General features: G+C 64.5%; 21 protein-coding genes. 10 read left to right on the top strand and 11 right to left on the bottom strand.

The genetic code is table 11. The features are described 5' to 3' along the window. Window positions 1-40: 40 nt before the first annotated feature. The 3 genes from J4G32_RS05340 to uvrB all read right to left on the bottom strand — a co-directional run bounded on the left by J4G32_RS05340 (window position 41) and on the right by uvrB (window position 5,142). Window positions 41-1,336: a family 16 glycosylhydrolase gene (locus J4G32_RS05340; protein WP_210485072.1), complete on the bottom strand. Its 1,296-nt coding sequence runs from the start codon at window positions 1,334-1,336 to the stop codon at window positions 41-43. A gap of 288 nt (window positions 1,337-1,624) precedes the next feature. Continuing rightward, window positions 1,625-2,344 carry a carbonic anhydrase gene (locus J4G32_RS05335; RefSeq protein ID WP_210485071.1) on the bottom strand — a complete coding sequence of 240 codons (720 nt, stop codon included), beginning with the start codon at window positions 2,342-2,344 and terminating at the stop codon, window positions 1,625-1,627. Window positions 2,345-2,427: 83 nt separating this feature from the next. Then, the gene (uvrB, locus tag J4G32_RS05330) at window positions 2,428-5,142 is read right to left on the bottom strand and encodes an excinuclease ABC subunit UvrB (RefSeq protein ID WP_210485519.1); all 2,715 of its coding nucleotides are present in this window, start codon (window positions 5,140-5,142) and stop codon (window positions 2,428-2,430) included. Window positions 5,143-5,270: 128 nt separating this feature from the next. Between uvrB and J4G32_RS05325 the strand changes: the two genes are divergently transcribed. Further along, window positions 5,271-7,454 carry an esterase-like activity of phytase family protein gene (locus tag J4G32_RS05325; protein WP_210485070.1) on the top strand — a complete coding sequence of 728 codons (2,184 nt, stop codon included), beginning with the start codon at window positions 5,271-5,273 and terminating at the stop codon, window positions 7,452-7,454. 150 nt (window positions 7,455-7,604) lie between these two features. Here J4G32_RS05325 and J4G32_RS05320 read toward each other — a convergent pair whose 3' ends face one another. From J4G32_RS05320 to J4G32_RS05305, 4 genes are all read right to left on the bottom strand, one after another. Beyond that, window positions 7,605-8,174 carry a fasciclin domain-containing protein gene (locus J4G32_RS05320; protein ID WP_210485069.1) on the bottom strand — a complete coding sequence of 190 codons (570 nt, stop codon included), beginning with the start codon at window positions 8,172-8,174 and terminating at the stop codon, window positions 7,605-7,607. Between the two features lie 137 nt (window positions 8,175-8,311). Further along, on the bottom strand, window positions 8,312-8,563 hold the full coding sequence (locus tag J4G32_RS05315; RefSeq protein ID WP_210485068.1) for a hypothetical protein: 252 nt from the start codon (window positions 8,561-8,563) through the stop codon (window positions 8,312-8,314). A 64-nt stretch (window positions 8,564-8,627) separates the two neighbouring features. Next, entirely contained in the window at window positions 8,628-9,353 is a 726-nt protein-coding gene (locus J4G32_RS05310; RefSeq protein ID WP_210485067.1) for an anti-sigma factor, read from the bottom strand. Continuing rightward, entirely contained in the window at window positions 9,350-9,916 is a 567-nt protein-coding gene (locus tag J4G32_RS05305; protein ID WP_343232588.1) for a sigma-70 family RNA polymerase sigma factor, read from the bottom strand. Before J4G32_RS05305 ends, J4G32_RS05310 begins: the two co-directional genes overlap by 4 nt. Before the next feature lie 159 nt (window positions 9,917-10,075). Here J4G32_RS05305 and J4G32_RS05300 point away from each other — a divergent pair, with 159 nt between their 5' ends. Then, window positions 10,076-10,861, top strand: coding sequence for a DUF4394 domain-containing protein (locus tag J4G32_RS05300; RefSeq protein ID WP_210485066.1), 786 nt, complete (start codon window positions 10,076-10,078; stop codon window positions 10,859-10,861). 51 nt (window positions 10,862-10,912) lie between these two features. Here the strand turns inward: J4G32_RS05300 and J4G32_RS05295 are convergent, their stop codons facing one another. Further along, on the bottom strand, window positions 10,913-11,302 hold the full coding sequence (locus tag J4G32_RS05295) for a DUF3775 domain-containing protein (RefSeq protein WP_210485517.1): 390 nt from the start codon (window positions 11,300-11,302) through the stop codon (window positions 10,913-10,915). Window positions 11,303-11,485: 183 nt separating this feature from the next. On the opposite strand from J4G32_RS05295, the gene J4G32_RS05290 reads away from it, so the two are divergent. The 5 genes from J4G32_RS05290 (at window position 11,486) to J4G32_RS05270 (ending at window position 15,779) form a co-directional block, all read left to right on the top strand. Next, entirely contained in the window at window positions 11,486-12,925 is a 1,440-nt protein-coding gene (locus tag J4G32_RS05290) for a DUF1800 domain-containing protein (RefSeq protein ID WP_246504770.1), read from the top strand. Between the two features lie 23 nt (window positions 12,926-12,948). After that, entirely contained in the window at window positions 12,949-14,169 is a 1,221-nt protein-coding gene (locus J4G32_RS05285; protein ID WP_210485065.1) for a DUF1501 domain-containing protein, read from the top strand. 96 nt (window positions 14,170-14,265) lie between these two features. Next, the gene (locus J4G32_RS05280; RefSeq protein ID WP_210485064.1) at window positions 14,266-14,520 is read left to right on the top strand and encodes a SemiSWEET transporter; all 255 of its coding nucleotides are present in this window, start codon (window positions 14,266-14,268) and stop codon (window positions 14,518-14,520) included. Continuing rightward, on the top strand, window positions 14,513-15,358 hold the full coding sequence (locus J4G32_RS05275; protein WP_246504769.1) for a C13 family peptidase: 846 nt from the start codon (window positions 14,513-14,515) through the stop codon (window positions 15,356-15,358). The genes J4G32_RS05280 and J4G32_RS05275 overlap by 8 nt, the downstream gene beginning before the upstream one ends. 79 nt (window positions 15,359-15,437) lie before the next feature. Then, window positions 15,438-15,779: a DMT family protein gene (locus J4G32_RS05270; RefSeq protein WP_210485063.1), complete on the top strand. Its 342-nt coding sequence runs from the start codon at window positions 15,438-15,440 to the stop codon at window positions 15,777-15,779. A 1-nt stretch (window position 15,780) separates the two neighbouring features. Here the strand turns inward: J4G32_RS05270 and J4G32_RS05265 are convergent, their stop codons facing one another. From J4G32_RS05265 to J4G32_RS05255, 3 genes are all read right to left on the bottom strand, one after another. Further along, window positions 15,781-16,920 carry a PQQ-dependent sugar dehydrogenase gene (locus J4G32_RS05265; RefSeq protein ID WP_210485514.1) on the bottom strand — a complete coding sequence of 380 codons (1,140 nt, stop codon included), beginning with the start codon at window positions 16,918-16,920 and terminating at the stop codon, window positions 15,781-15,783. 84 nt (window positions 16,921-17,004) lie between these two features. Then, window positions 17,005-17,199, bottom strand: coding sequence for a hypothetical protein (locus tag J4G32_RS05260; protein WP_210485062.1), 195 nt, complete (start codon window positions 17,197-17,199; stop codon window positions 17,005-17,007). Window positions 17,200-17,364: 165 nt separating this feature from the next. Beyond that, entirely contained in the window at window positions 17,365-18,351 is a 987-nt protein-coding gene (locus J4G32_RS05255; RefSeq protein ID WP_210485061.1) for a Bug family tripartite tricarboxylate transporter substrate binding protein, read from the bottom strand. Window positions 18,352-18,571: 220 nt separating this feature from the next. On the opposite strand from J4G32_RS05255, the gene J4G32_RS05250 reads away from it, so the two are divergent. From J4G32_RS05250 to J4G32_RS05240, 3 genes are all read left to right on the top strand, one after another. After that, window positions 18,572-19,774, top strand: a complete 1,203-nt coding sequence (locus J4G32_RS05250) for a pyridoxal phosphate-dependent aminotransferase (protein ID WP_210485060.1) — start codon at window positions 18,572-18,574, stop codon at window positions 19,772-19,774. A 138-nt stretch (window positions 19,775-19,912) separates the two neighbouring features. Further along, window positions 19,913-20,386 carry a DUF992 domain-containing protein gene (locus J4G32_RS05245; RefSeq protein ID WP_210485059.1) on the top strand — a complete coding sequence of 158 codons (474 nt, stop codon included), beginning with the start codon at window positions 19,913-19,915 and terminating at the stop codon, window positions 20,384-20,386. A gap of 150 nt (window positions 20,387-20,536) precedes the next feature. Then, window positions 20,537-22,576 (top strand): elongation factor G, encoded by a 2,040-nt coding sequence (locus tag J4G32_RS05240; protein WP_210485058.1) that lies wholly within the window; start codon window positions 20,537-20,539, stop codon window positions 22,574-22,576. Window positions 22,577-22,660: the final 84 nt, after the last annotated feature.

Genomic DNA, 22,660 nt, shown 5'->3' with positions numbered 1-22,660 from the left:
GACGGCGGCGGCCCCTCTCCCGGCACAGGCGCGAGATTTCCTAGAGAATGAAGTAGCCTTTGGCGATGGCGAGCGAGCCCTTCACATGGATGGCGAAATCGGCAACGCCGTCCCCGTTCACATCGCCGTAGACGATAGAATTCTGCGCCGAGATTTTGTCGTAGCGCAACTCGCCGGCTTTCTGATGGAACGCGGATTTTCCGATGAAGGAGAACGCCTGGTTCCCGTCGCGGCCCGTATTGGCATCGAGCGCCGACAGGTCGACCTTGTCGCCTTGCTTTGCTGAAAAATCCCAGATGCTGTCGCGACCGGTCTTGGCGACGGTGCTGTCCTTCAGCGACGTGTAGACGAAACTATCGGCACCGCGCCCGCCGATCAGTTTGTCGGCCCCGTTGCCACCGATGAGCCTGTCATTGCCGGCAGCGCCGGACGGGGACGCTGCCCGTGCGAAGGACGCATCACTGCTGCCAGCGCCCAGCGTGTCGACGTCGCTGCCGCCTGACAATGTGTCATTGCCGTTGCCGCCAAAAAGCCGGTCGTGCCCGCCGCCGCCGTCCAGCCAGTCATTGTTGCCGGTCCCCCGCAGCGTCTCGGCCGCGTCGCCGCCGATGGCGCTCGAGAGCTGCTCCACTTTCACGGACGTCACATCGAACAGAAAGCTCTTGTTCTGGGCTTTGTTGCCGACGGGAACCAGGCTCGCGTCACCAGTCAGCCAGGACGCGGGTGGCCCCCAGATGTTGAAGTGAAGCGCCATCGCCTTGTCGGGAACGCGCCCGGTTTCCGTTCGCACCACCGTGCCGTCGACCAGCCATCGAACGGCGTTCGGCAGCCATTCGATCCGGTAGGTATGGAACGACGTCAAGCTATCCGAGAGGGGGAAGGATTCCGGGTGGCCCTCGCCCAGGGGTTCGCGATGATAGATGTTGGTCTGGATCTTCGTGTTGCTGTTGGACAGGGCCTCGAAATCGATCTCGTCGTGGGTGTCCGGCGGACCCGCGAAGGTGAAGAAGCCACCGATGATGCCACGCTGGTCGTCAACGAACCGCGCCTTGGCCTCGAACGCGATGCCGGCGCCGCCTGTGCTGAACAACTGCTTGGTGATCGCTTCCGAGCCGAAGAAGGTTTTCCCTTTCGGATCGGACGGATTGTAGGTGTCGAGCCGCAGGTGCATGACGCCGTCCGACGCCGAGGGAAGTTCCTGTCGCTGCTGGGTATTGCCGTAGAAGGAGCCGCCTTTGGCGTACTCGTTGAAGCTCCATTTGCTGGAGTCGATTTTTCCGTTTGCCGAGAAATTATCCGAGAAGAGCGTCTTGGTTTCAGCGACCAACATCGGCATGAGCGTATTTCCCCGGCTATTCTACTTGAGCGATACTCACTACTACAGCATCTGACAATGCATAACGCAACGGAATGCGCAATCCCAAAGCGAAGGCGAGGGACCGAGTCCGGGCAAAACCTGTCCGCGTCGCCTCTTTAGAAAACGGGCCTTCCCGGCGGGGCCGGGGACCATGTGGCGATCCGCGCTCATCGGGCGATCCCTTGGCGTTCTGTGCACGAGAAAGCGATCGCCGCGCCTGGGACGTCACGGATTGCCGATGGCCTTATAAGGAATGCCCTCGATCGCTCACAGCAGCGAGACGGAGCCGGTCGCGATATCGTAGATGCCACCCACAACCTTCACCCGGCCTTCTTTTACCAAAGGCCCGAGGATCGCGTTGGAGGACGTCAGCTTGTTGACGTTGTAGCGCACGTTCTCGGCCGTTGCTTCGGCGAGAAGGTTTGCGGGCTTCTTTGCCTGTGCGGCCAGGATTGCCGGCTTGATGGAATTGACCAGATCCGGAAGGCTCCCGGGGAGCGTCACATTCTCCTCGACGACTTTGATGGTGGCGGCCACTGCGCCGCACCCGGAATGGCCGAGCACCATCACCAGCGGAACCCCGAGAAACTTCACGCCGTATTCGAGGCTCGCAAGCCCGTCGTCATTGACGAAGTTCCCGGCAAGACGAACGACGAAAAGCTCGCCGGGCCCTTGGTCGAAGGTCAGTTCAGGGGCCAGCCGCGAATCCGCGCAACTGAGGATGGCGGCGATCGGATATTGGGCGGCCGCACGAGCCGTGCGCCCGACGGAAAAGTCCTTGATCATGGTCGTGTTCGCGACGTAGCGCCCGTTGCCGTCCATGATACGTTTGAGAGCTTCCTCCGGCGGGATGGCGTTGGGGGGAGGGGCCGCTGGTGCTTGAGCAAACGCCGGCGCCGCAACCTGGCACGCGGCGATGGCCGATGCTCCGAGGGCGATGAAGCGGCGACGGGAAAAGCGCGAAGAGGCTTGGCACTGGACGCACATGGACCGCTCCTAACGTAAGCTAGGCTATAAGATGGAGTAGTATAGAATTCCTGTCCAGCGAATTTTTGCGGATCGGGCTCATCTTACTTGCCGCGCCCGCCCTTATACTTCGGCTTCTGCCCTGCCAGGCCCTGGGTGCTGCGGGCCTTCGGCCGCTCCTTGAAGTTCAACGGCACCTCCCGGTCCGTGCCGGGGCCCATCTCATCTAGCGAGGGTTTGCGAATACGGGTCCCCTCATCCGACCGGCCCCTACCGCCCGGGCCGTAGGAACTGGCATCCTCGATGCCGGGGCTTGCGCCCTCCGGGGAGGCGGGCAGGCCACGCGGCGGGAGATCGGCGTTGCGGCCGTATTTGCGCGAGCCCCCATACTTGCCCGCCTCGCGCTCCACGTCGGTCTGGCGCGCAAGCGGATCGTCGCTGATGGCAAGCTGCGTCGCCTGCAGGCGCTTGAGCTCGTCGCGCAGGCGGGCCGCTTCCTCGAAGTCGAGATTGGCGGCTGCCTCCCGCATGCGCTTTTCCATGTCGGCAATGACAGTCTTGAGATTGTGGCCGACGGTCACCCCGCCCTTCGTCAGGCCCGCATCCACCGAGACGTGATCGCGCTCGTAAACGCTCTCGAGAATGTCGCCGATGTTCTTCTTGATGCTCTGCGGCGTGATGCCGTGCTCTTCGTTGTAGGCGACCTGCTTGGCGCGCCGCCGGTCGGTCTCGGCAATGGCGCGCTCCATTGAGCCGGTCATGTGATCCGCATACAGGATCACCCGGCCGTCGACGTTTCGCGCGGCGCGGCCGATGGTCTGCACCAGCGAGGTCTCCGATCGCAGGAAGCCCTCCTTGTCGGCATCGAGAATGCCCACCAGCGCACATTCGGGAATGTCGAGGCCCTCGCGCAGCAGGTTGATGCCGATGAGCACGTCGAAGGCCCCAAGACGCAGGTCGCGGATGATCTCGATGCGCTCCAGCGTGTCGATGTCGGAGTGCATGTAGCGCACGCGGATGCCGTTCTCGTGCAGGTATTCGGTCAGGTCCTCGGCCATGCGCTTGGTGAGCGTCGTGACGAGCGTGCGATAGCCTGCCGCCGACACCTCCCTGATCTCGCCCAGCAGATCGTCGACCTGGTTGCGCGCCGGGCGGATTTCCACCGGCGGGTCGATGAGGCCGGTGGGCCGGATCACCTGCTCGACGAAGATGCCGCCGGTCTGCTCCATCTCCCATTTCGACGGTGTCGCCGACACGTGGACCGATTGGGGCCGCATGGCGTCCCATTCCTCGAACCGCAATGGACGGTTGTCGAGGCAGGACGGCAGGCGGAAGCCGTATTCGGCCAGCGTCGCCTTGCGCCTGAAGTCGCCGCGATACATCCCGCCGATCTGCGGCACGGTCACATGACTCTCGTCTGTGAAGACCAGCGCATTGTCGGGCAAATACTCGAACAGGGTCGGCGGCGGCTCGCCCGGCTTGCGGCCGGTGAGGTAGCGCGAATAGTTCTCGATGCCGTTGCAGACGCCCGTGGCCTCGATCATTTCAAGGTCGAACTGCGTGCGCTGCTCCAGCCGTTGCGCCTCGAGCAGGCGTCCCATGCGGGAGAGTTCCTGCAGGCGGTTCTGCAGCTCGGATTCGATGCCCTTGACGGCCTGCTGGAGCGTCGGACGCGGGGTCACGTAGTGCGAATTCGCATAGACCTTCACGAAGGCGAGATCATTGGTCTTGCGGCCGGTCAGCGGGTCGAACTCGACGATGTTCTCGATCTCGTCGCCGAACAGCCCGATGCGCCAGGCGCGGTCTTCCAGGTGGGCCGGAAAGAGTTCGATGGAATCGCCACGGACGCGAAAGGTGCCGCGGGCAAAATCGTTCTGGATGCGCTTGTATTGCAGGGCCACGAGGTCGGCGATGAGCTGGCGCTGCTCGATGCGCTCGCCCACCTTCACCGAAAAGGTCATGGCCGTATAGGTCTCGACCGAGCCGATACCGTAGATGCACGACACCGACGCCACGATGATGACGTCGTCGCGCTCGATGAGCGCGCGGGTCGCCGAGTGGCGCATGCGGTCGATCTGCTCGTTGATCGAGCTTTCCTTCTCGATGAAGGTATCGGACCGGGCCACATAGGCCTCGGGCTGATAGTAATCGTAGTAGGAGACGAAGTACTCCACGGCGTTCTCGGGAAAGAACGACTTGAACTCCCCATAGAGCTGCGCGGCCAGCGTCTTGTTGGGGGCCAGGATCAGGGCAGGGCGCTGCGTCTCCTCGATCACCTTGGCCATGGTGAAGGTCTTGCCGGACCCGGTGACGCCCAGCAGCACCTGATCGCGTTCCTGCCGGCGCACGCCGTCCACCAACTCGGCGATGGCCACCGGCTGGTCGCCGGCGGGTTCGAATTCCGACACCAGCTTGAAGGGAATGCCGCCCTCGGATTTGTCCGGGCGGGCCGGGCGGTGAGGCGTCCAGAGCTTGCCGTTCTTGAATCGCGGGTCGCCTTCCGTCAGCAGTTTCGTCAGCGCATCGACCGTCGCCGAGACGCCGTTGACGTCGACCGGCGGTTCCCCCAGCTCCTCGACCCCATCCGGGCCGCTGTCGGGCGCGCGCAATCCGAGCTTGCGGGCCAGCGCCGGATCGACATCGGCCGCGTCTCCGGTGATGAAGGTTTCCTGGGCGCGCTCCGCAAAGCCTTCCGCGGCCTTGCGCTCCCGGTTCACTGCTGGGCTCAGCAGATCGGACAGGTAGGTGTCCAGGGGCTTCAGGTCGGGTTTGTTCGCCTTCCCGGTGGAAAGCTTGGGCTTCTTGGGTGCTTTGGCCATAGAACGAATATGGTACAGACGGGTCGGATTGGGAAGAGGATCGGGGCTTTCGGACACAGGTGTCATGCGCCCGTCACAGGCTTCACGCAGAAGCTCGAGCCTCACCCGATTGTCCCCTGCGAGGTCCCATGCCCCAACGTTTCGCCATCGGCTCGCTCGCCGCCCTCCTGTTGTCAGGCACGGCGCTCGAAGCCTCTGCGGCCGAGTATTTCGACCGGATCGCCAGCTTTCCCATCACGGCCAATCTGGCTCCCGATGAGGACCAGAAGGGCGAGACTGTGGCCGAGATCATCTCCGCCAGCGAAGATGGCAAGCTGCTCGTCTATACGGACGGCCCCCGCAAGGCGATCCGCTTCATCGACATCGCCGATGCGGCCCAGCCAAAGGCCGGCGGCAAGGTGGCGGTAGGCGGCGAACCGACCTCCGTGAAGGTGTCCGGCAACCGCGCCTATGTGGCGGTCAACACCTCCGAGAGCTTTCTGAAGCCCAGTGGAAAACTCGTCGTCGTCGATCTGGCGTCAAAGACGGTCGCGAGCGAATGCCCGCTTCCCGGCCAGCCGGATTCGATCGCCATCGGCAGCGGCATCATGGCGATCGCCATCGAGAACGAGCGCGACGAGAGCGTGAACGACGGCGCGTTGCCGCAGATGCCGGCCGGAGCCCTCGTGGTCGGTGCGCTGGACGGTGAGCGCTTCACCTGCGCGTCGTTAAAGACGGTGGACGTGACGGGTCTGGCTGCGGTCGCTGGCGAGGATCCCGAGCCGGAATTCGTGGACATTTCGGCGGACGGCAAGATCGTCCTGTCGATGCAGGAAAACAACCATCTGGTGATGATCGACGGCCGCACGGGCGCCATCGAGCGGCATTTCTCCGCCGGCACCGTCGATCTCAAGAACGTCGACACCAAGAAGGACGGCAAGATTGCGCTGACAGATGAGCTGAAGGCCGTTCCGCGCGAGCCCGACGCCGTTCACTGGATCGACAACAATCGTTTCGTCACGGCCAATGAAGGGGATTGGAAGGGCGGCTCGCGCGGCTTCACGATCTTCAACAAGGACGGTTCGGTCGCGTTCGAATCCGCCGAAAGCTTCGAGCACGAGGTGGTGGCACTCGGCCATTACCCGGACAAGCGCAACAAGAAGGGCGTCGAGGTCGAAGGCCTCGACGTTGCACGGTTCGGCGCCGACAACCTGATCTTCGTCGGTTCCGAGCGTGGCTCCGTCGTCGGCGTGTATCGCGACACCGGCGCTGCGCCGGAACTCATCCAGATGCTGCCGACCGGCATCGGCCCGGAGGGCTTCATGGCGATTCCCTCGCGCAATCTGTTCGTTGCCACCAGCGAGACCGATCTGCGAAAAGGTGGCGGCGTTGGGCCGCACGTGATGATCTATCAGCGTGCCGAGCGCGCGGCTCCGGCCTATCCGACGCTCCGCTCCGCCCGCAAGGCCGACGGATTGCCGATTGCCTGGGGCGCACTCTCGGGTCTCGCGGCCGATCCGACGCAGGCGGGGAGGCTCTATGCCGTCACCGACAGCGTCTACAGCGCCGCGCCGCGAATCCTCACCATCGACGCCAGCCAGCATCCGGCGATCATCACCGCCGAGACGCTGGTGACGCGGGCGGGGGCTGCCGCCGACAAGCTCGATCTCGAAGGCATCGCGATGGCGGCCGATGGGGCGTTCTGGCTCGCCTCCGAAGGCAATCCCGAGAAGGGGCTCAAGAACCGGCTCATCAAGGTTGATGCCAAGGGTGCGATCATCGAGGAGATCACCGTGCCGTCATCCCTCGAAGAGGGTGCCAAGAACTACGGCTTCGAGGGCGTGACGGTCACCGGAACGGGCGATGCTCAGACCGTGTGGCTCGCCGTCCAGCGCGAATGGGCGGACGATGCAAAAAACCACGTCAAGCTCCTCGCCTACAAGCCTGCCGACAAGAGCTGGGGCGCGGTGCATTATCCGCTCGACAAGACCGAGACCGGCTGGATCGGCCTGTCCGAAATCACGGCGGCTGGTGATCGCGTTATCATCATCGAGCGCGACAACCAGATCGCCGACAAGGCCGTGGTCAAGAGGCTCTATGCCGTATCGGCGGCCGATATGAAGCCGGTGGCTTTGGGACAACCTCTGCCGGTGGTGAAAAAGACGCTGCTGCGCGACTTGCTGCCCGACCTCAAGAAGCCGCAGGGCTATGTGCTCGACAAGGTCGAGGGCTTCGCCATCGACGCCGCCGGCAACGCCTTCATCGTGACGGACAATGACGGCGTTGACGATTCCTCCGGGGAGACGCAGTTCCTGAAGCTCGGCAAACTCTAACCGGCGATTCTTGAAAAGGCCGCGTCTTTGCTGCTCTTTCGGCAGACGCGGCAGCAGGCCGCAGGGACAAGAAAATGACGGCCCCTCGATCATCGAAGGGCCGCCTACGCATTACTCCGATCGCGGCGGGCGTGATGTCCGCCGGATGTCTCAGCCCGGCAGGAGGACGGTGTCGACCACGTGGATCACGCCGTTCGACTGCATGACGTCCGCAATGGTCACCGTCGACTTGCGGCCTTTCTGATCCTCGAGGATGAGCTTGTTGCCCTTCTGCATGACCGTGAGGGTTTCGCCCTGGACGGTCTTGAGCATGGCCTTGCCGCCGCCCTGCTTGACCTGCGCCATCAGCTGCTGGGCGGTCACGCGGCCGGACACGACGTGATAGGTGAGAACGCCCGTCAGCGCGGCCTTGTTGGCCGGCATGAGCAGCGTCTCGACGGTGCCCTTGGGAAGTTTTGCGAATGCGGCATTACGCGGTGCAAAAACCGTAAAGGGGCCCGCGCCCTGCAGCGTTTCGACGAGACCCGCGGCCTTCACGGCTGCCACGAGTGTGGTGTGGTCCTTGGAATTGACGGCGTTCTCGATGATGTTCTTCGACGGGTACATCGCCGCGCCGCCGACCATCTTGGTCATTTCCTGAGCGACCGAAGGCATCGTGGAGACGAGCGTCGCGGTGCCGAGCGCCAGCGCTGCGGCAAAGGTTGCAAGACGAATTGTCATCGGATCTGTCCCTGAAGGGGGTGAATGGGATCGCGCCGGGTTTCAATCGTGCGATCGAAGGCTGTCCTTCAGGGTGGATACCCACCGGCAACGCCGGCGGATGCAGCAGGCCTCTCACATTTTTGTGAATGTCTTTCTCACGCGGAAAACGCGGTCGGACCGCGGGCATAGAGCGCCAAGCGATCAACATGGGATTGCGCCTTCAAGCGCTCCTCGCGCTCGGCGCGCGCACGCTCCGAGGCTTCCATCTCGCTCCATTGGCGCAAGTTGATGGCGTCGCTGGCGGGAAAGGTCTCCTCCAGCGCTTCGTCAAGGGCATCCTCGGTCTGCGCGACGGTCTCGTCAGCAGCCGTCGCCGCAGGGGGCATCTTGGGATCGCCGGGAATCATGAGCCGAACTCCATTTGTTGACGCAAACTCTGGGTGGGGTCGGTGTCGCAATTGCGGCAGCCCGTCAGAGTGCGGTCGATGCCGTGCCTTTCAACACCACCGGGCCGGTCGGCAGTCCGGTTGGCGAGCCGTGCAGCGGTTCCATGGAAATCGCGAACACCTGATCCGATTGCAGATGCGGGAGCTTCGCGAGGTTGAGCTGGACTGTCCTGGCCGCGTTGATCACGCCGACCGAGACGGGGGCGCCTTTCGGATCGGGGAACGTCCAGACCTGCATCGAGTGATCCCGCGGAATACTCGTGCCGCCGAGCGGCACGAATTCGGCGCGGCCATCCGAGAAGGTGCTGAGCACAGCGCCCGGCTGATTGGAATCGTTGACCAGAACGGCAACCATCACCGGCTGGCGTGCCGCCCTGTCGGCGAAGAACGCGGTAGCGATGGCAAGCAGCAGGGCGGCGCAGGCGGCTGTCATTCCGGCAAAGCGCCAGAAGACGAGACTGTCCCACAGGGCCCGGAACCGGCTCTCGGTCGCCACCCGCGCAGGGGCGGGCCTGACGGAGACAGGTGCGTCGGCCGCAACGCCGGTTTCGATGCGCTGCCACAGGCTTTCCGTCGCGGGGAGTGCGGGCGCCGTCTCATCGAACTCGGCGAAGTGCACGCGCCAGAGATCCACCGCAGCCCGGAAGGACGGATCCGAGGCCAGCAGCAAGTCGGCGCGATGGCGCTCCTCGCCGTCGAGGAGGCCCATCACATGCTCGGCGGCGAGCCGATCGTTCTGTTCGCTGATCATGCCAGGCACTCCCGCAGGGAGGTGAGCGAGCGGCGGATCCACGATTTGACGGTGCCGAGCGGAATGCCAAGGCGGCCTGCCAGCTCGCCATGGGTCAGCCCATGGATATAGGCCAGCGTAATGGCCTGGCGTCGGGCCGGCTCCAGACGCTCAAGGCAGCTTTTCAGACGTCCGGAATCGGACAGGCGAAGGAGCACGGCCTCCGGTCCTTCCTCGTCGCTGACCAGGCCCATGGGCTCGAAATCCTCGACGAGATCGGTGCGGGATTCTCCGCGCAGGATGTTGAGGGAACGGTTGCGCAGAACCGCATAGAGCCAGGTGCGCGCATTGCCGCGCTGCGGGTCGAAGCTGCCGGCACGCTGCCAGACCTGCATGAAGGTGTCGTGTACGGCCTCCTCGGCCAGCGCCCGCCGCCGCAGGATGCGCATAGCCACGCCCAGCATCCGGGGAGCCTCGAGATCGTAAATGCTCCGCAATGCCGAACGATCGCCTCTGGCGCAACGGCGCAAGGCGTCCGTCAAGTCACGGCGCTCGGGGGCAATCGCCCCAACCGTAGCCTCCACGCGTCATCTCCCTGTCAGCTTGCTCAGTGCGTACACCCCAGAGCGCCCGGTGGACGCAGGCGCATAAAAAAAGTGAGCCCCCTGCATCCATAGGGGATTGTGGCGGGTATGCGCAATATCCGGTCACGTGGAGCCGGGCAAAATTCAGAGAGAAACGCCATGAAAATCAGCACTTTCGCAGCAGTCCTCGTCGGAACCACCATGCTCGCAGGGGCGGCCCACGCACAAAGCGTCGCGGCTCTCATCGGTGACGACACGATCGCGATCGTCGATGTGGCGGGCAAGAAAGTCGCCAAATCCATGACCGTGTCCGGCCTGTCCGGCGGGAAGCTGGTCGGGATCGACGTTCGCCCCGCCGACGGGATGCTTTATGCGCTTGCCTCTGACGGCACTGTCTTCACCATCGATACGGCGAGCGGAAAAGCCATGATGAAATCGAAGCTCGACACGATGGTGGCGACGGGCGGCATGGTAACGGTCGACTTCAATCCGGTGGCGGACCGTCTGCGGGTGATCGGCTCCGACGGCACCAATCTTCGCGCCAATGTCGATGACGGCAAGGTGACCAAGGATGGCCAACTGAAGTTCGTCGACGGCGACATGCATGCGGGCAAGGCACCCAAGATCATTGCCGGCGCGTACACCAACTCGGTCAAGGGCGCCAAGGAGACGGTGCTCTACGACATCGACGCCAGCGGCGCAGTCGTCAAGCAGGCCCCGCCCAACGACGGCATTCTCAACTCGGTTGGCATGCATGGCGCGAAGGGTGATGTCATCGCCTTCGATATCGTGTCGACCGATGGGGCGAACGAGGGCTGGCTGATGGCCGGCGACACCCTCTACAAGGTCGATCTTGCGACCGGCAAAGGCACCATGGTCACCAAGATCGCCGGGGCGTCAGCCCCCGTCCGCGATATCGCGGCTCTTCCTGCGATGATGAAGTAAAGCAAAAACCTGACGCGCCGGCGGGTAGACCTGCCGGCGCGTCGTTGGCGCTCACGCGCAGGAACGGCCCATAGCGGCGAGGCCCTCGTCCCAGAGATCGCCGAGGTTGGGAATGCCCAGCAACCAGTCGACTGTCGGCAGCACGTTGGCCGCCTCCCTTTCCCGTGCGAGCCGCACGGCGTCGGGCCATTCGGCGGCATCCATGTCGCCCCGGCCCACATAGACCAGTGCGATCAGCTCCGCGCGCTCGTCGTCGTTGAGGCCGGAAATAACCTCCCGCAACTCTTCCTCGGTCGCGTCGTCGCCGCCGTCCATGAGCGCGTCCACCCCACCGTCGTCGATGGGGTTCGACCCGGAATCCGGATCGGTCAGCTCTTCTTTCACGTCGATCGCACGTGCGCGCAGGATGAGTTCGCAAACCGTATCGGTGGCGATCGTCATGGCCGCTTTGTCGGAAAAGTCTCTTGTCTGTGTCATGAGGGAAGAACCCCGCTGCGGCGTTTCAGTTCGCCTTCATCTGCGGTTCATCGACAAGGCAGCCCGCCTTCACATTGCCGTAAAGCGGTCTGATTGCGCCGCCAGAATAGAATCCTCGACAAGCGACAGATGCGAGGTTGCCCGGCAATGCGATCGGACTTTATTCCATCGGCTTTAGCGTTGAACCGGTTTGGGGTGGGCGCCCGCCCCGGCGACCTGGCCCGGGTTGGACGCGATCCGCAAGGCTTCTTCCTCACCGAGATCCGGTCGGAGCAGCCCCAAACCAACCAGATCCTGCCGGAGACGCCTACCATATTGGCGGATCTGCGTGAGGAGAGCCGGCGCGTCGATCTTGCCCGCGCGAGAAATGCAGCCACCGGTGACGAGCCGCGACCCGAGGGAATTGTGCTTTCGCGCCTGATCGACAAGGCGGAAGCATCGGGCAAGCCAATGCCGGCGCCTGCGCAGCCCCGCAACGATATCCCCCAGGCGATGTATCAGGCCGACATCATGGCGCGGGTCAATGCAGCGCTGACGACGGATGGTGGCTTCGTGGAGCGGCTGGTCTGGTTCTGGAGCAACCATTTTGCGGTCGGGGTCTCCAAGGGCAACCAGGTTCAATCGACAGCCGGGGCGTTCGAGCGCGAAGCGATCCGGCCTTTCGTGCTCGGCCGGTTCAGCGACATGCTTCATGCGGTCGAGACCCACCCGACCATGATCTATTATCTGGACAACAACCAATCCATCGGACCGAGCACGGAAACCGCCCGGCGACAGAAGAAGGGGCTGAACGAGAATCTGGCCCGTGAAATTCTGGAGCTTCACACGCTTGGGGTCTCCGGCGGCTATACCCAGTCCGATGTCACCAGCCTCGCCCGCGTGATTACCGGCTGGACGGTGGCGGGGCCTGAGGGCCGCCTCGGGCGGCCAGGTTCGACAGTGTTCAATGTCGGGCTGCATGAGCCGGGAGAACAACAGGTTCTCGGCCGCTACTACCCGGATTTCGGTCCCGACCAGGCGCGCGACGTCTTTGTGGCGCTCGCCAGCGAGCCCGCCACCGCCCGGCACCTCGCCACCAAGCTCGCCCGGCATTTCGTGGCCGACCACCCGCCGGACGCGCTGGTGCGCCGGCTGGAGAGCACCTTTCGCGACACCGGTGGTGATCTGGCGGCGGTGGCGGCAGCCCTGCTGCAGGCTGACGAATCGTGGGCGCCGGAAGCGAGCAAGATCCGCTCGCCGCAGGAATTCGTCATGGGGTCGCTGCGCCTCCTCGGATCGGTCCCCGAGAATGGCGGCGTCGTCAACAATCTCCTTAACGCGCTCGGGCAAAAAATGTGGGATCCGCCGGGTCCCAACGGCTACCCGGACAGTCGCGACCACTGGGAATCGCCCGAGGGTCTCAAGACACGCCTCGATGTCGCTGTCCGCTTGTCCCAGCGAGCCAGCGATCGCGATCCCATGGCGCTTCTCGACGGCGGGCTGGGAGATTACGCGTCGCGGGAGACCCGACAGGCCGTCGCCCGCGCCGAGAGTCGGCAGCAAGGCGTCGCGCTGCTGTTGATGTCGCCCGAATTTCAACGCCGCTAGCCAAGGCCGCCAGGAGAGACCCCATGTCCGATCTCTGCGAATCCGATGTCAGCCGACGCGCGTTGCTGGGGGCGGCCGGCGCCCTGTTCGCCTGGACCTTCATGCCGAAATTCGCCTATGCGGCGGGGGGCCGCGACTCGCGCTTCGTCTGCATCGTCCTGCGTGGCGCGCTCGACGGCCTCTCGGCGGTGGCGCCGGTCGGCGATCCAGACTACGCCGCCCTGCGCGAAGGCATCGCCCTATCCAAGAGCGGCGAAGGGGCGGCGCTGCCGCTGGACGGATTTTTCGCCCTGCATCCCGCCATGCCCAATCTCGCCCGCCTGTACAAAGCCAATCAGGCGACGGTGATCCATGCCACGGCCACCGGCTATCGCGAGCGATCGCATTTCGACGGGCAGGATGTCCTCGAGAGCGGACAACCGGGTCCCGGGCGGGTCGAATCCGGATGGATGAACCGGTTGCTGCTGACGCTGCCGCAGGGCGAAGCGATCGCCCGCAACGGGGCGCTCGGCGTTGGCCCCGTTCCGCCCTTGATCGTCAGGGGCGGAGCGCCCGTGACCGGCTGGGCGCCCGCAATCCTGCCCCGGGCCAAGGAAGACCTGGCGCAGCGGGTGATGGATCTCTACGCCGCCCGCGATCCGTCGCTGGCCGACAATCTCTCGCGAGGCCTTGCCACCGAGAGGATGGCGAACGCCGTGGCCATGAACGGCCAGCAGAAACCGGGGGGCATCAACGGGATGCGCCGTATCGCCGAGGGCGCCGCGCGGCTCGTGGGCGCGGATGACGGCCCCCGCATTGCAGCCCTCGCCTTCGACGGCTGGGACACCCACGCCAACGAGGGCGGTGCCACGGGCCGTCTGGCCCAGCTCCTCGGCGGTCTCGACGAATCCCTGCTGGCCTTCGAGACCGGCATGAAGGAGCGGTGGAAGGATACTGTCATTATGGTGGTGACCGAGTTCGGCCGGACCGCGAGGGTGAACGGAACCATCGGTACCGACCATGGCACGGGGACCGTCGCGTTTCTGGTGGGCGGCGGGGTCAGGGGCGGGCGGGTGATCGCCGATTGGCCCGGCCTCAAGGCGGCCCACCTGCTCGACGGGCGGGATTTGCGCCCGACGACGGATCTGCGATCCGTCACCAAGGGGGTCCTGACGGATCTGTTCGGGGTGTCGGCCCAATCCCTCGCCGAGACGATCTTTCCCGACAGCGCGGGCGTCACGCCAATGAAGAATCTCGTGGTCTGAACCACCAATGCCCGGTATCGGCCCGGTGGAATTGTCATGCGGTTGCGGCATAGCGTGATAAAGATCCACGGGTCCCAAGGGTCTCACGATTCGATCATGCTCGGCGTTCAAATCATCGGCTTTGTGGCCGCCATCCTGACGACCGTCTGCTGGCTGCCGCAGGCGCTCAAAACCTTGCGGACAAAGGACACCAAGTCTCTATCCCTGGTCACCCAATGCGTTTTCGCGCTCGGGGTCGCCCTTTGGCTGATCTACGGCATCCTGGTGGGCAATGCCCCGATCATCCTCGCCAACAGCGTGACATTCGTGCTCGTTGCCCTCATCGTGGCAATGAAATTGCGCTATGGGTAGGCGTGCCGGCCGCGTCGCGGTCGGGCTGGAGATGGGGTTCTCGATGCGTCGCTTGATTGCGCTGTGCCTGTTGGCTCTCACTCTCCCGCTTGGCGTCGCAGGGGCCGCGAGAGCCGAGAAAATCGGCGCGCCTGCCCGGTCGTCGCAAACCGCCTCAGCAGAGAATTTCGGCCTCGCGCCCCGCTCGCCGAAGGCCGATGTCTACATTCTGTCGTTCGGCTTATGGGGACCGCAGAGCGTCTTCGAGAGCGAGGCGCGCGGTGCTGCGAGCATTCTCGAATCCAAGTTCGGGTCCAAGGGCCGATCGATCGTACGGTCCAACACCAAGCGTCGCGGGAGTGCGACTCCGGCGACGCTGATGGCAGCCTCGCAGGCTGTCGGGCGGGTGCTGGATCCTGACAAGGACGTCGCCCTTCTCGTTCTCACCTCACATGGGGGGCCTGCTGGAGTAGGCCTTGTCACCCCGCGCGACGAACGGGTCGTCACGCCGCGCGATGTGGGCCGATTGCTCGACGCCACCGGCGCCAAGTATCGGGTGCTCATCGTATCGGCCTGCTATTCCGGGATCTTCGCCGACAAACTCGCGGACCCGAACACGCTGGTGATTACCGCGGCATCCGCCGACCGTTCGTCTTTCGGTTGCCGTGACGGCGCTGCGTGGACCTATTTTGGCGACGCGTTCTTCAACAAGTCCCTGCGAACCGCCACCACCCTCGATGCGGCATTCGAGAAGGCCCGTGGTCTGGTGACGCAGCGTGAGATACGCGAGGGTTTCGAACCCTCCAACCCACAGATCGCAGGCGGCGCGCGCGTTCTGGAGGTTCTGGCCAACCGCTGAACGGCCGCCTTTGCCATCTTGACAGGCGAGGTGGGAGGAATACGGCAGAGCGCTCCCGCAGCCCTGTCCCGGTTTCCCAATGAACGCCTACGTTGCTCCCGTCGTCATGTTGATTGCCTCGAACGTCTTCATGACCTTCGCCTGGTACGGCCACCTGAAGTTCAAGACCTCGCCGCTCTGGATTGCCGTGATGGCGAGCTGGGGAATCGCCTTTTTCGAGTACTGGCTCGCAGTCCCGGCCAACCGCATCGGCTCCGGCGTGTATTCGGCGGCCCAGCTCAAGACCATGCAGGAGGTGATCACGCTGGCGGTCTTCGCCGTCTTCTCCGTCCTGTATCTGGACGAGCCGCTGGGCTGGAACCATCTGATCGGATTTGCGCTCATCGCCGCCGGTGCGACCTTCATCTTCCAGACCAAATAGCTCAATCGGCCGGCCGCATCCTCAGGATGCGACCCTGCGCGGAATCGGTGAGGAGATAGACGTAGCCGTCGGGCCCCTGGCGGACGTCTCGAAAACGCTCCCCGATCGTCTGCAGCATGCGCTCCTCCCCGGTGATCTTGTCGCCGCTGGTCTCGAGTCGCGAGACGAGCTTTCCGGCAAGCGCACCCACGAGGATGCTGCCCTTCCACGCGGGAAACTTGTCGCCCGTGTAGAATGCCAGGCCGGAAGGCGCGATCGAGGGGTCCCAATAATAGACGGGTTGCTCGAGGCCCGCCTTCGCGGTGCCTTCCCCGATCTTGGCCCCTGAATAATCGACCCCGTAGCTGATGACCGGCCAGCCGTAATTCTTGCCCTTCTGCGGAATGTTGATTTCGTCGCCGCCCCGGGCCCCATGTTCCGCAGTCCACAATTGTCCGGTCGTCGGATGGAGTGCCGCCCCCTGCACGTTGCGGTGTCCCATCGACCAGATCTCCGGTCGGGTGCCTTGGCGGTTGAGATACGGATTGTTGGGAGCAGGCTTTCCGTCAGGAGTGATGTGGGCCACTTTGCCCAGGAGATTGGCGGGATTCTGGGCTTGGTCCCGCAGGTCGAAACGGTCGCCCAGAGTCACGAAAAGGTTGCCGTCCCGATCGAAGACAAGACGCGAGCCCCAATGGTTGCCACCCGTATGAGGCGGCTCCTGTCGGAAGATCACCGCCGTGTCAGTGACTCCTGTCCCGGCTTCGTTCAGACGCATGCGCGCGACACTCGTGCCGGAGCGTCCTTCGCCGCGATCCTCTGCGAAGCTGACAAACAGGCGCCGGTCACGGGCGAAGGTGGGCGAGACTGCGATGTCGAGAAGGCCACCCTGGCCGCGGGCAGCCACTTTTGGCAGGCCAGTGAGAGGCTCGGAGAGTTTTCCGTCGGCCGCCACAAGACGCAGGCGGCCAGCTTTTTCCGTCACGAGCATCCGCCCGTCCGGCAGGAAAGCCAGTCCCCAGGGGTTCTGCAGATCGCGGGCGACGGTCTCGACCACCACCTCGACCTTGTCGGTGCGCACACGCTGGCTGTCCTGCGCCGCAAGCGGCGAGAGGGCAGTACATGCAAGTGTACCGATGAGTGCGAGGCGGATGGATGTCATCATCAAGTCTCTCCAGCGAAGGGGTGCGCCAGAGAGGTACCGGCTGACAGCGTGGCGTCAACCTCGACAGGAATCACGCCCGTGTTACCGGGTCGGCAACATCACGGTCACGATTGCCGACGGGTCGGACAACGCCTCGCGTGTCGTGGCGAGCACAGATGCCGTTGCGACGCCCATCAGCATGACCAGCGCAAGCATGAATCGGCATTCCCGGCGACGGTCGAGCCGCTGGACGCGAGAGGCCATGTGATACCCGGTACGATTAAGCGATGATGACATCGGATCTTTCCCCGTAACGCCACTGTCGTGACATCGTTCGTCAGCAAAAACACGTGCGAGTCGAGAAGGTTCCGAGGGAATCTCGAAACGCCACATGCAGTTGCGGGGGGCGGGCAGCTTGGCCGGGACAGCGAGGGCGCGCGTGTGCGCCCTCGCAGTGGCCGCCTAGGTGGCGTCCGGCTTGATGTTGGCCGCCTTGATCACGTCCGCCCAGGTCTGGATTTCCTTTGCCAGATAAGGCTTGAAGGCCTCGGGGTCGCGCACGTTCAGGGTGAAGCCGAGCTTCGTGATGCGATCGCGCACCTCCGGCTTGTTGAGAGCGGCGATGATGGTCGTCGACAGGGTGTCGAGGATGGGCTTTGGCGTGTTGACCGGGGCGAAGAAGGCCGCCCAGGATTCGGCATCCGCATCAGTAATACCCTGCTCCCTCAAGGTCGGAACATCCGGTGCCTGCGCGTTGCGTTGCGGACTGGCAATGCCGATGGCGCGCATTTCACCGGCCTGGAACTGCGCCAGAACGCTTGGAAGCGTCGAGTTCGACACGTCGATCCGGCCGGCCATCAGCTCGGTGACGAGCGGCGCCGCCCCCCGAAACGGCACATGGGTCATCTTGGTGCCCGTGCGCGTCATGAACAATTCCGTGGCCAGATGAGAGCCCGACCCGACGCCGGTCGACCCGTAATTGAGCTTGCCGGGCTCGGCCTTCGCAAGCGCCACCAGCTCCTGGATGGATTTGGCCGGCAGGGCGTTGCTGACCACGAACACGTGTTCAAAAGCTCCGGCGCCGGCCAGCGGCGCGAAATCCTTGATCGCGTCGTAGCCTGGCTCCTTGAGCAGGAACATGTTGTTGCCATGCGTCTGGTTGTTGCCGAACACGATCGTGTATCCGTCCGGCTCGGCCCGCGCCACCGCTCTGGTTCCGACGGCGCCCGACGCGCCCGCGAGATTCTCGACGATGACGTTCTGGCCAAGGGAACGGCCCATCTCCTCGCCGACGATGCGCGCGATCACATCGGTGGGTCCGCCGGCCGGGTACGGCACGACAAGCTTGATGACCCGCTGCGGGAATGTCTGTCCGGCGGCTGCCGTTGCCAGGAGGGCTGAGCCGGCAAAAAGGCCGAGGGCGAGGCGGCGGGTCAAGGATGGCGTCATGGCGTGTATCGTTTCCTCAAAAACCCGTCTTCGACGGGCTGTTTCGCTTGCTTGGGCGGCGAGGGCGGACTAGAGCATGTCCCGGAAAAGTCAAACGGCTTTTCCCGGCCCGAACATGGTTCGGCTCGTTGATCCCCGAGAGCGATTTTGCGGTCGCGAGGCGCTCTTGGGTCCGCGTCGTCTCCACCCTCGTTTCTAACGCCCCGCTCGGAGGATTCCCATGGGCTTTTTGTCTGACGCCCTTTCCCGCATCAAGCCGTCTGCGACGATCGTCATCACGCAGAACGCGCGGGACCTCAAAGCCCAGGGCCGGGATATCATCAGCCTGTCAGTGGGCGAGCCGGATTTCGACACCCCGGACAATATCAAGGAAGCGGCCATGGCCGCGATCCGGCGCGGCGAAACCAAATACACGCCCGTGGCGGGCATCGTGCCCCTGCGTGAGGCGATCGCCGCCAAGTTCAAGCGCGAGAACGGCCTCGACTACAAGCCCTCGCAGGTCATCGTCGGCACCGGCGGCAAGCAGGTGATCTACAACGCGCTTCTGGCGACCCTGAATCCGGGCGATGAGGTTATCATCCCGGCCCCCTACTGGGTATCCTATCCGGAGATGGTCGGCCTTTGCGGCGGCACGGCGGTCATCGTCGATACGACCATGGCGCACAATTTCAAGCTCCAGCCCGAGCCGCTGGAGAAGGCCATTACGCCCAAGACCAAGTGGATCATCCTGAACTCGCCGTCGAACCCCTCCGGCGCGGCCTATACCCGCGACGAGATGAAGGCGATCACCGATGTGCTGATGCGCCATCCGCATGTGTGGGTGCTGACCGACGATATGTACGAGCACCTGACCTACGGCGATTTCGAGTTCGTCACGCCGGCCCAGGTCGAGCCCCGTCTGTACGACCGCACCCTGACCATGAACGGCGTATCCAAATCCTACGCCATGACCGGTTGGCGCATCGGCTACGCGGCAGGACCCGAGGAACTGATCAAGGCCATGGATTTCGTCCAGGGCCAGCAGACGTCAGGCGCCTGCTCCATCGCCCAATGGGCGGCCGTCGAGGCGCTGAACGGGCCGCAGGACCACCTCAAGGTGTTCCGCAAGGCCTTCGAGGAACGGCGCGACCTCGTCGTGTCGATGCTCAACCAGGCCAAGTACCTGAAATGCCCGACCCCGGAGGGCGCCTTCTACGTCTATCCTTCCTGCGCCGAGGCCATGGGCAAGACGGCTCCGTCGGGCAAGGTGCTGGAGACGGACGAGGATTTCGTGTCCGAGCTTCTGCAGGCCGAGGGTGTAGCGGCCGTCCATGGGTCAGCCTTCGGATTGGGCCCGAACCTGCGCATCTCCTATGCGACCTCGACCGCGGTGCTCGAGGATGCGTGTCACCGCATCCAGCGCTTCTGCGCCAGCCTGCGTTAGGTCACGCGTGAATTCACCGGCGGCGCACGGTTCGCCGGTGAGATTGCGCACCCGTCCGCAAATTCACATTTGCGCGAGCGGAACATCGTCACCCCTTGGACCGTTAATGGCCAAGCTATCACAGTTCGGGAGATCCTCATGTTTCGCGCCGTCGCCTCCATCGCCGTTCTGTCCGCCGTCGCCTTCCTGGGCGCGTCGGAAGCAAGCGCTCAAAGCCGCACCCGCTCCGGCGTGCTGACCTGCAACGTTGCTGGCGGTGTCGGGCTGATCCTCGGGTCGCAGAAGGCCACCTCCTGCGTCTTCGCGCCCCGTCGCGGCCGCAACGAGCGCTACACGGGCGTCATCCGCAAATTCGGCCTCGATATCGGCGCCACCCAGCGCGGGGTGATCAAATGGGCGGTGTACTCAGAGGGCAGCCTTGCCCCCGGGTCCCTTGCCGGCACCTACGCGGGCGTGAGTGCCGAGGCGACCGTCGGTGCGGGCCTCGGGGCTAACGTCCTGATCGGCGGCAACAATCGCACGGTGGCTCTGCAGCCCCTCTCGGTCAGCGGCCAGACGGGCCTGAACTTCGCCCTTGGCATCGGCGATCTGGAACTGCGCCCCGGTCGCTGAACGCCGACCTCTTCCATCCTGAACGGCCGGGCCTTTGCCCGGCCGTTTTTCGTTGCGGCGGACAGCGCTTGCCAAGCGGTCGCGAGAGGCAGACCATCGCCTGAACAGCGCGGGCAAGAGCGCATCTGCGGGGGCGAAGAGGAGATCCTCATGGCCACTCACGGCAGACCAGCCGGGGGCCCGCGATGCATAGCCGTCGTCGGCCCGTTTCAAAGCGGCAAGACCACCCTCCTGGAAGCCATCCTCGAGCGAACGGGCGCGATTGGCCGATCCGGGCATGTGGCCGAAGGCGACAGCGTCGGGGATCCGAGCGCCGAAGCGCGCGCGCACCACATGAGCATCGAGCCCAACCTCGCCACCGTGTCGTTTCTGGGCGAGACGATGACGTTCGTCGATTGCCCCGGCTCCATGGAATTCATGCACGAAATGCGCAGTATCGCGCCGGTCTGCGATGCCGCCATCGTGGTCTGCGAAGCGGACGAGCGCAAGATTCCCGCCCTTGAGGTGATCCTGCGCGACCTTGAGGAGGCGGCCATTCCGCGCTTCCTGTTCATCAACAAGATCGACACGGCGGTGCGGCGGGTTCGCGAGACCCTGGCGCTGTTGCAGCAGGCGTCGCGCACGCCCCTGCTGCTGCGGCAAATTCCGATCTGGAAAGACGGCATCGCCGTGGGATTTATCGACCTCGCCCTGGAGCGCGCCTTCATTTATCGCGAGCATGCGCCGAGTGAGATCGTCGACATCCCGGAAGGCGAGAGCCTGCGCGAGCGGGAGGCCCGGTTCGCCATGCTTGAGCGACTGGCCGATTACGACGATGCGCTGATGGAGGACCTGATCTCGGAAATCGACCCGCCCCGGGATCTCATCTTCGATGACCTCGCGCGGGAATTGCAGGAGCAGCATGTGGTGCCGGTCTTCATCGGTGCGGCGGAGCGGGGCAATGGCGTGACGCGCCTGCTGAAGGCTCTCCGGCATGAGGCGCCGGGCCTTGCCGCAACCCGCAGCCGGCTGGGCGTCTCGGAGGACGGGCCGCCACTCGCGCAGATCCTCAAGACCCTGCATATGGGGCAGGGCGGCAAGCTCTCGATCGGGCGCATCCTGCGGGGCGCATTTCACGAGGGCGAGACGGTCGTGGGCTCCCGCGGCGGCGAAGCACGGATCGGCTCCCTCCTGCAGGTGACGGGGGGAAGCACGAGCCGGATTGCGGATGCCGAGGCCGGCGAAACCGTCGGGTTCGGCAGGCTGGAGGGTCTTGCCACCGGCGATTGCTTTGCGTCCGGGCGGACGCGTCCCGAGGCGATCCTGTCGGTTGCACCTCCGGAGCCGGTCTACACGCTCTCCCTGCGGGTGAAGGACCGCAAGGACGATGTGAGGCTGTCCGGGGCCCTGACGAAGATCAGCGAGGAGGATCCCTCGCTCGTTGTCGACACCGCACCCGAACTTGGTGAAATCCGCCTCCTCGGGCAGGGCGAGATGCACCTCCGGGTGGCGGTGGAGCGCCTGCAATCCCGGTTCCAGGTCGGGGTCGAAATGGCCAAGCCCCGGATCGGCTATTGCGAGACGATCCGCGCGACGGCCTCGGCGCGGGGACGGCATCGCAAGCAGACGGGCGGGCATGGTCAGTTCGGCGACGTGGCCATCGCCGTCCGGCCGCTTGCCCGTGGGGAAGGCTTCGCGTTCGAGGATCGCATCACGGGAGGCGTCGTGCCGCGCCAGTACATACCCTCCGTCGAGACCGGAGCGCGCGACGCGGTGAAATGCGGTCCGTTGGGCTTTCCGGTGGTCGATGTCGCGGTGACGTTGACGGACGGGTCCTATCACACGGTGGATTCCTCCGATGCGGCGTTCCAGGCGGCAGCGCGGCTGGCCTTGTCCGAAGCCCTGCCGAAAGCAAAGCCCGTTCTCCTCGAGCCGGTGATGGCGGTCGAGATCACGCTGCCGACAGAGGCCCTCTCGAAGGCCACAGGTCTCGTGACCTCGCGGCGCGGCCAGATCCTGGGCTACGATTCCCGGCCCGGATGGTCGGGCTGGGATGTGCTCAGCGCCACCATTCCCGAAGCGGAGATCGACGACCTGATCGTCGAATTGCGCTCGGCGACGGCGGGGGTCGGCACGTTTTCCACGCGGTTCGATCACATGGCCGAACTCAGCGGAAAGCCGGCCGAGGCGGTGACCCACAAGGCGCATTAAGACGAAGGGTGCCATCGACAAACCGGCTGGGGCGCATCACCTTGAGGGCAGAGGAGACCCCAACTCCCGCAGATCATCGCGTCA

The organism is Microvirga antarctica (genome assembly GCF_017921815.1).
In the GTDB taxonomy this organism is placed as follows: domain Bacteria; phylum Pseudomonadota; class Alphaproteobacteria; order Rhizobiales; family Beijerinckiaceae; genus Microvirga; species Microvirga antarctica.
Note: the sequence above shows the minus strand (reverse complement) of the source record. Positions and strands in the feature narration are given on the sequence as shown.

Coding starts and splice junctions, on each gene's coding strand:
- J4G32_RS05340 (WP_210485072.1), bottom strand. CDS start 1,336: ATGCCGATGTTGGTCGCTGAAACCAAGACGCTCTTCTCGGATAATTTC.
- J4G32_RS05335 (WP_210485071.1), bottom strand. CDS start 2,344: ATGTGCGTCCAGTGCCAAGCCTCTTCGCGCTTTTCCCGTCGCCGCTTC.
- uvrB (WP_210485519.1), bottom strand. CDS start 5,142: ATGGCCAAAGCACCCAAGAAGCCCAAGCTTTCCACCGGGAAGGCGAAC.
- J4G32_RS05325 (WP_210485070.1), top strand. CDS start 5,271: ATGCCCCAACGTTTCGCCATCGGCTCGCTCGCCGCCCTCCTGTTGTCA.
- J4G32_RS05320 (WP_210485069.1), bottom strand. CDS start 8,174: ATGACAATTCGTCTTGCAACCTTTGCCGCAGCGCTGGCGCTCGGCACC.
- J4G32_RS05315 (WP_210485068.1), bottom strand. CDS start 8,563: ATGATTCCCGGCGATCCCAAGATGCCCCCTGCGGCGACGGCTGCTGAC.
- J4G32_RS05310 (WP_210485067.1), bottom strand. CDS start 9,353: ATGATCAGCGAACAGAACGATCGGCTCGCCGCCGAGCATGTGATGGGC.
- J4G32_RS05300 (WP_210485066.1), top strand. CDS start 10,076: ATGAAAATCAGCACTTTCGCAGCAGTCCTCGTCGGAACCACCATGCTC.
- J4G32_RS05295 (WP_210485517.1), bottom strand. CDS start 11,302: ATGACGATCGCCACCGATACGGTTTGCGAACTCATCCTGCGCGCACGT.
- J4G32_RS05290 (WP_246504770.1), top strand. CDS start 11,486: ATGCGATCGGACTTTATTCCATCGGCTTTAGCGTTGAACCGGTTTGGG.
- J4G32_RS05285 (WP_210485065.1), top strand. CDS start 12,949: ATGTCCGATCTCTGCGAATCCGATGTCAGCCGACGCGCGTTGCTGGGG.
- J4G32_RS05280 (WP_210485064.1), top strand. CDS start 14,266: ATGCTCGGCGTTCAAATCATCGGCTTTGTGGCCGCCATCCTGACGACC.
- J4G32_RS05275 (WP_246504769.1), top strand. CDS start 14,513: ATGGGTAGGCGTGCCGGCCGCGTCGCGGTCGGGCTGGAGATGGGGTTC.
- J4G32_RS05270 (WP_210485063.1), top strand. CDS start 15,438: ATGAACGCCTACGTTGCTCCCGTCGTCATGTTGATTGCCTCGAACGTC.
- J4G32_RS05265 (WP_210485514.1), bottom strand. CDS start 16,920: ATGACATCCATCCGCCTCGCACTCATCGGTACACTTGCATGTACTGCC.
- J4G32_RS05260 (WP_210485062.1), bottom strand. CDS start 17,199: ATGTCATCATCGCTTAATCGTACCGGGTATCACATGGCCTCTCGCGTC.
- J4G32_RS05255 (WP_210485061.1), bottom strand. CDS start 18,351: ATGACGCCATCCTTGACCCGCCGCCTCGCCCTCGGCCTTTTTGCCGGC.
- J4G32_RS05250 (WP_210485060.1), top strand. CDS start 18,572: ATGGGCTTTTTGTCTGACGCCCTTTCCCGCATCAAGCCGTCTGCGACG.
- J4G32_RS05245 (WP_210485059.1), top strand. CDS start 19,913: ATGTTTCGCGCCGTCGCCTCCATCGCCGTTCTGTCCGCCGTCGCCTTC.
- J4G32_RS05240 (WP_210485058.1), top strand. CDS start 20,537: ATGGCCACTCACGGCAGACCAGCCGGGGGCCCGCGATGCATAGCCGTC.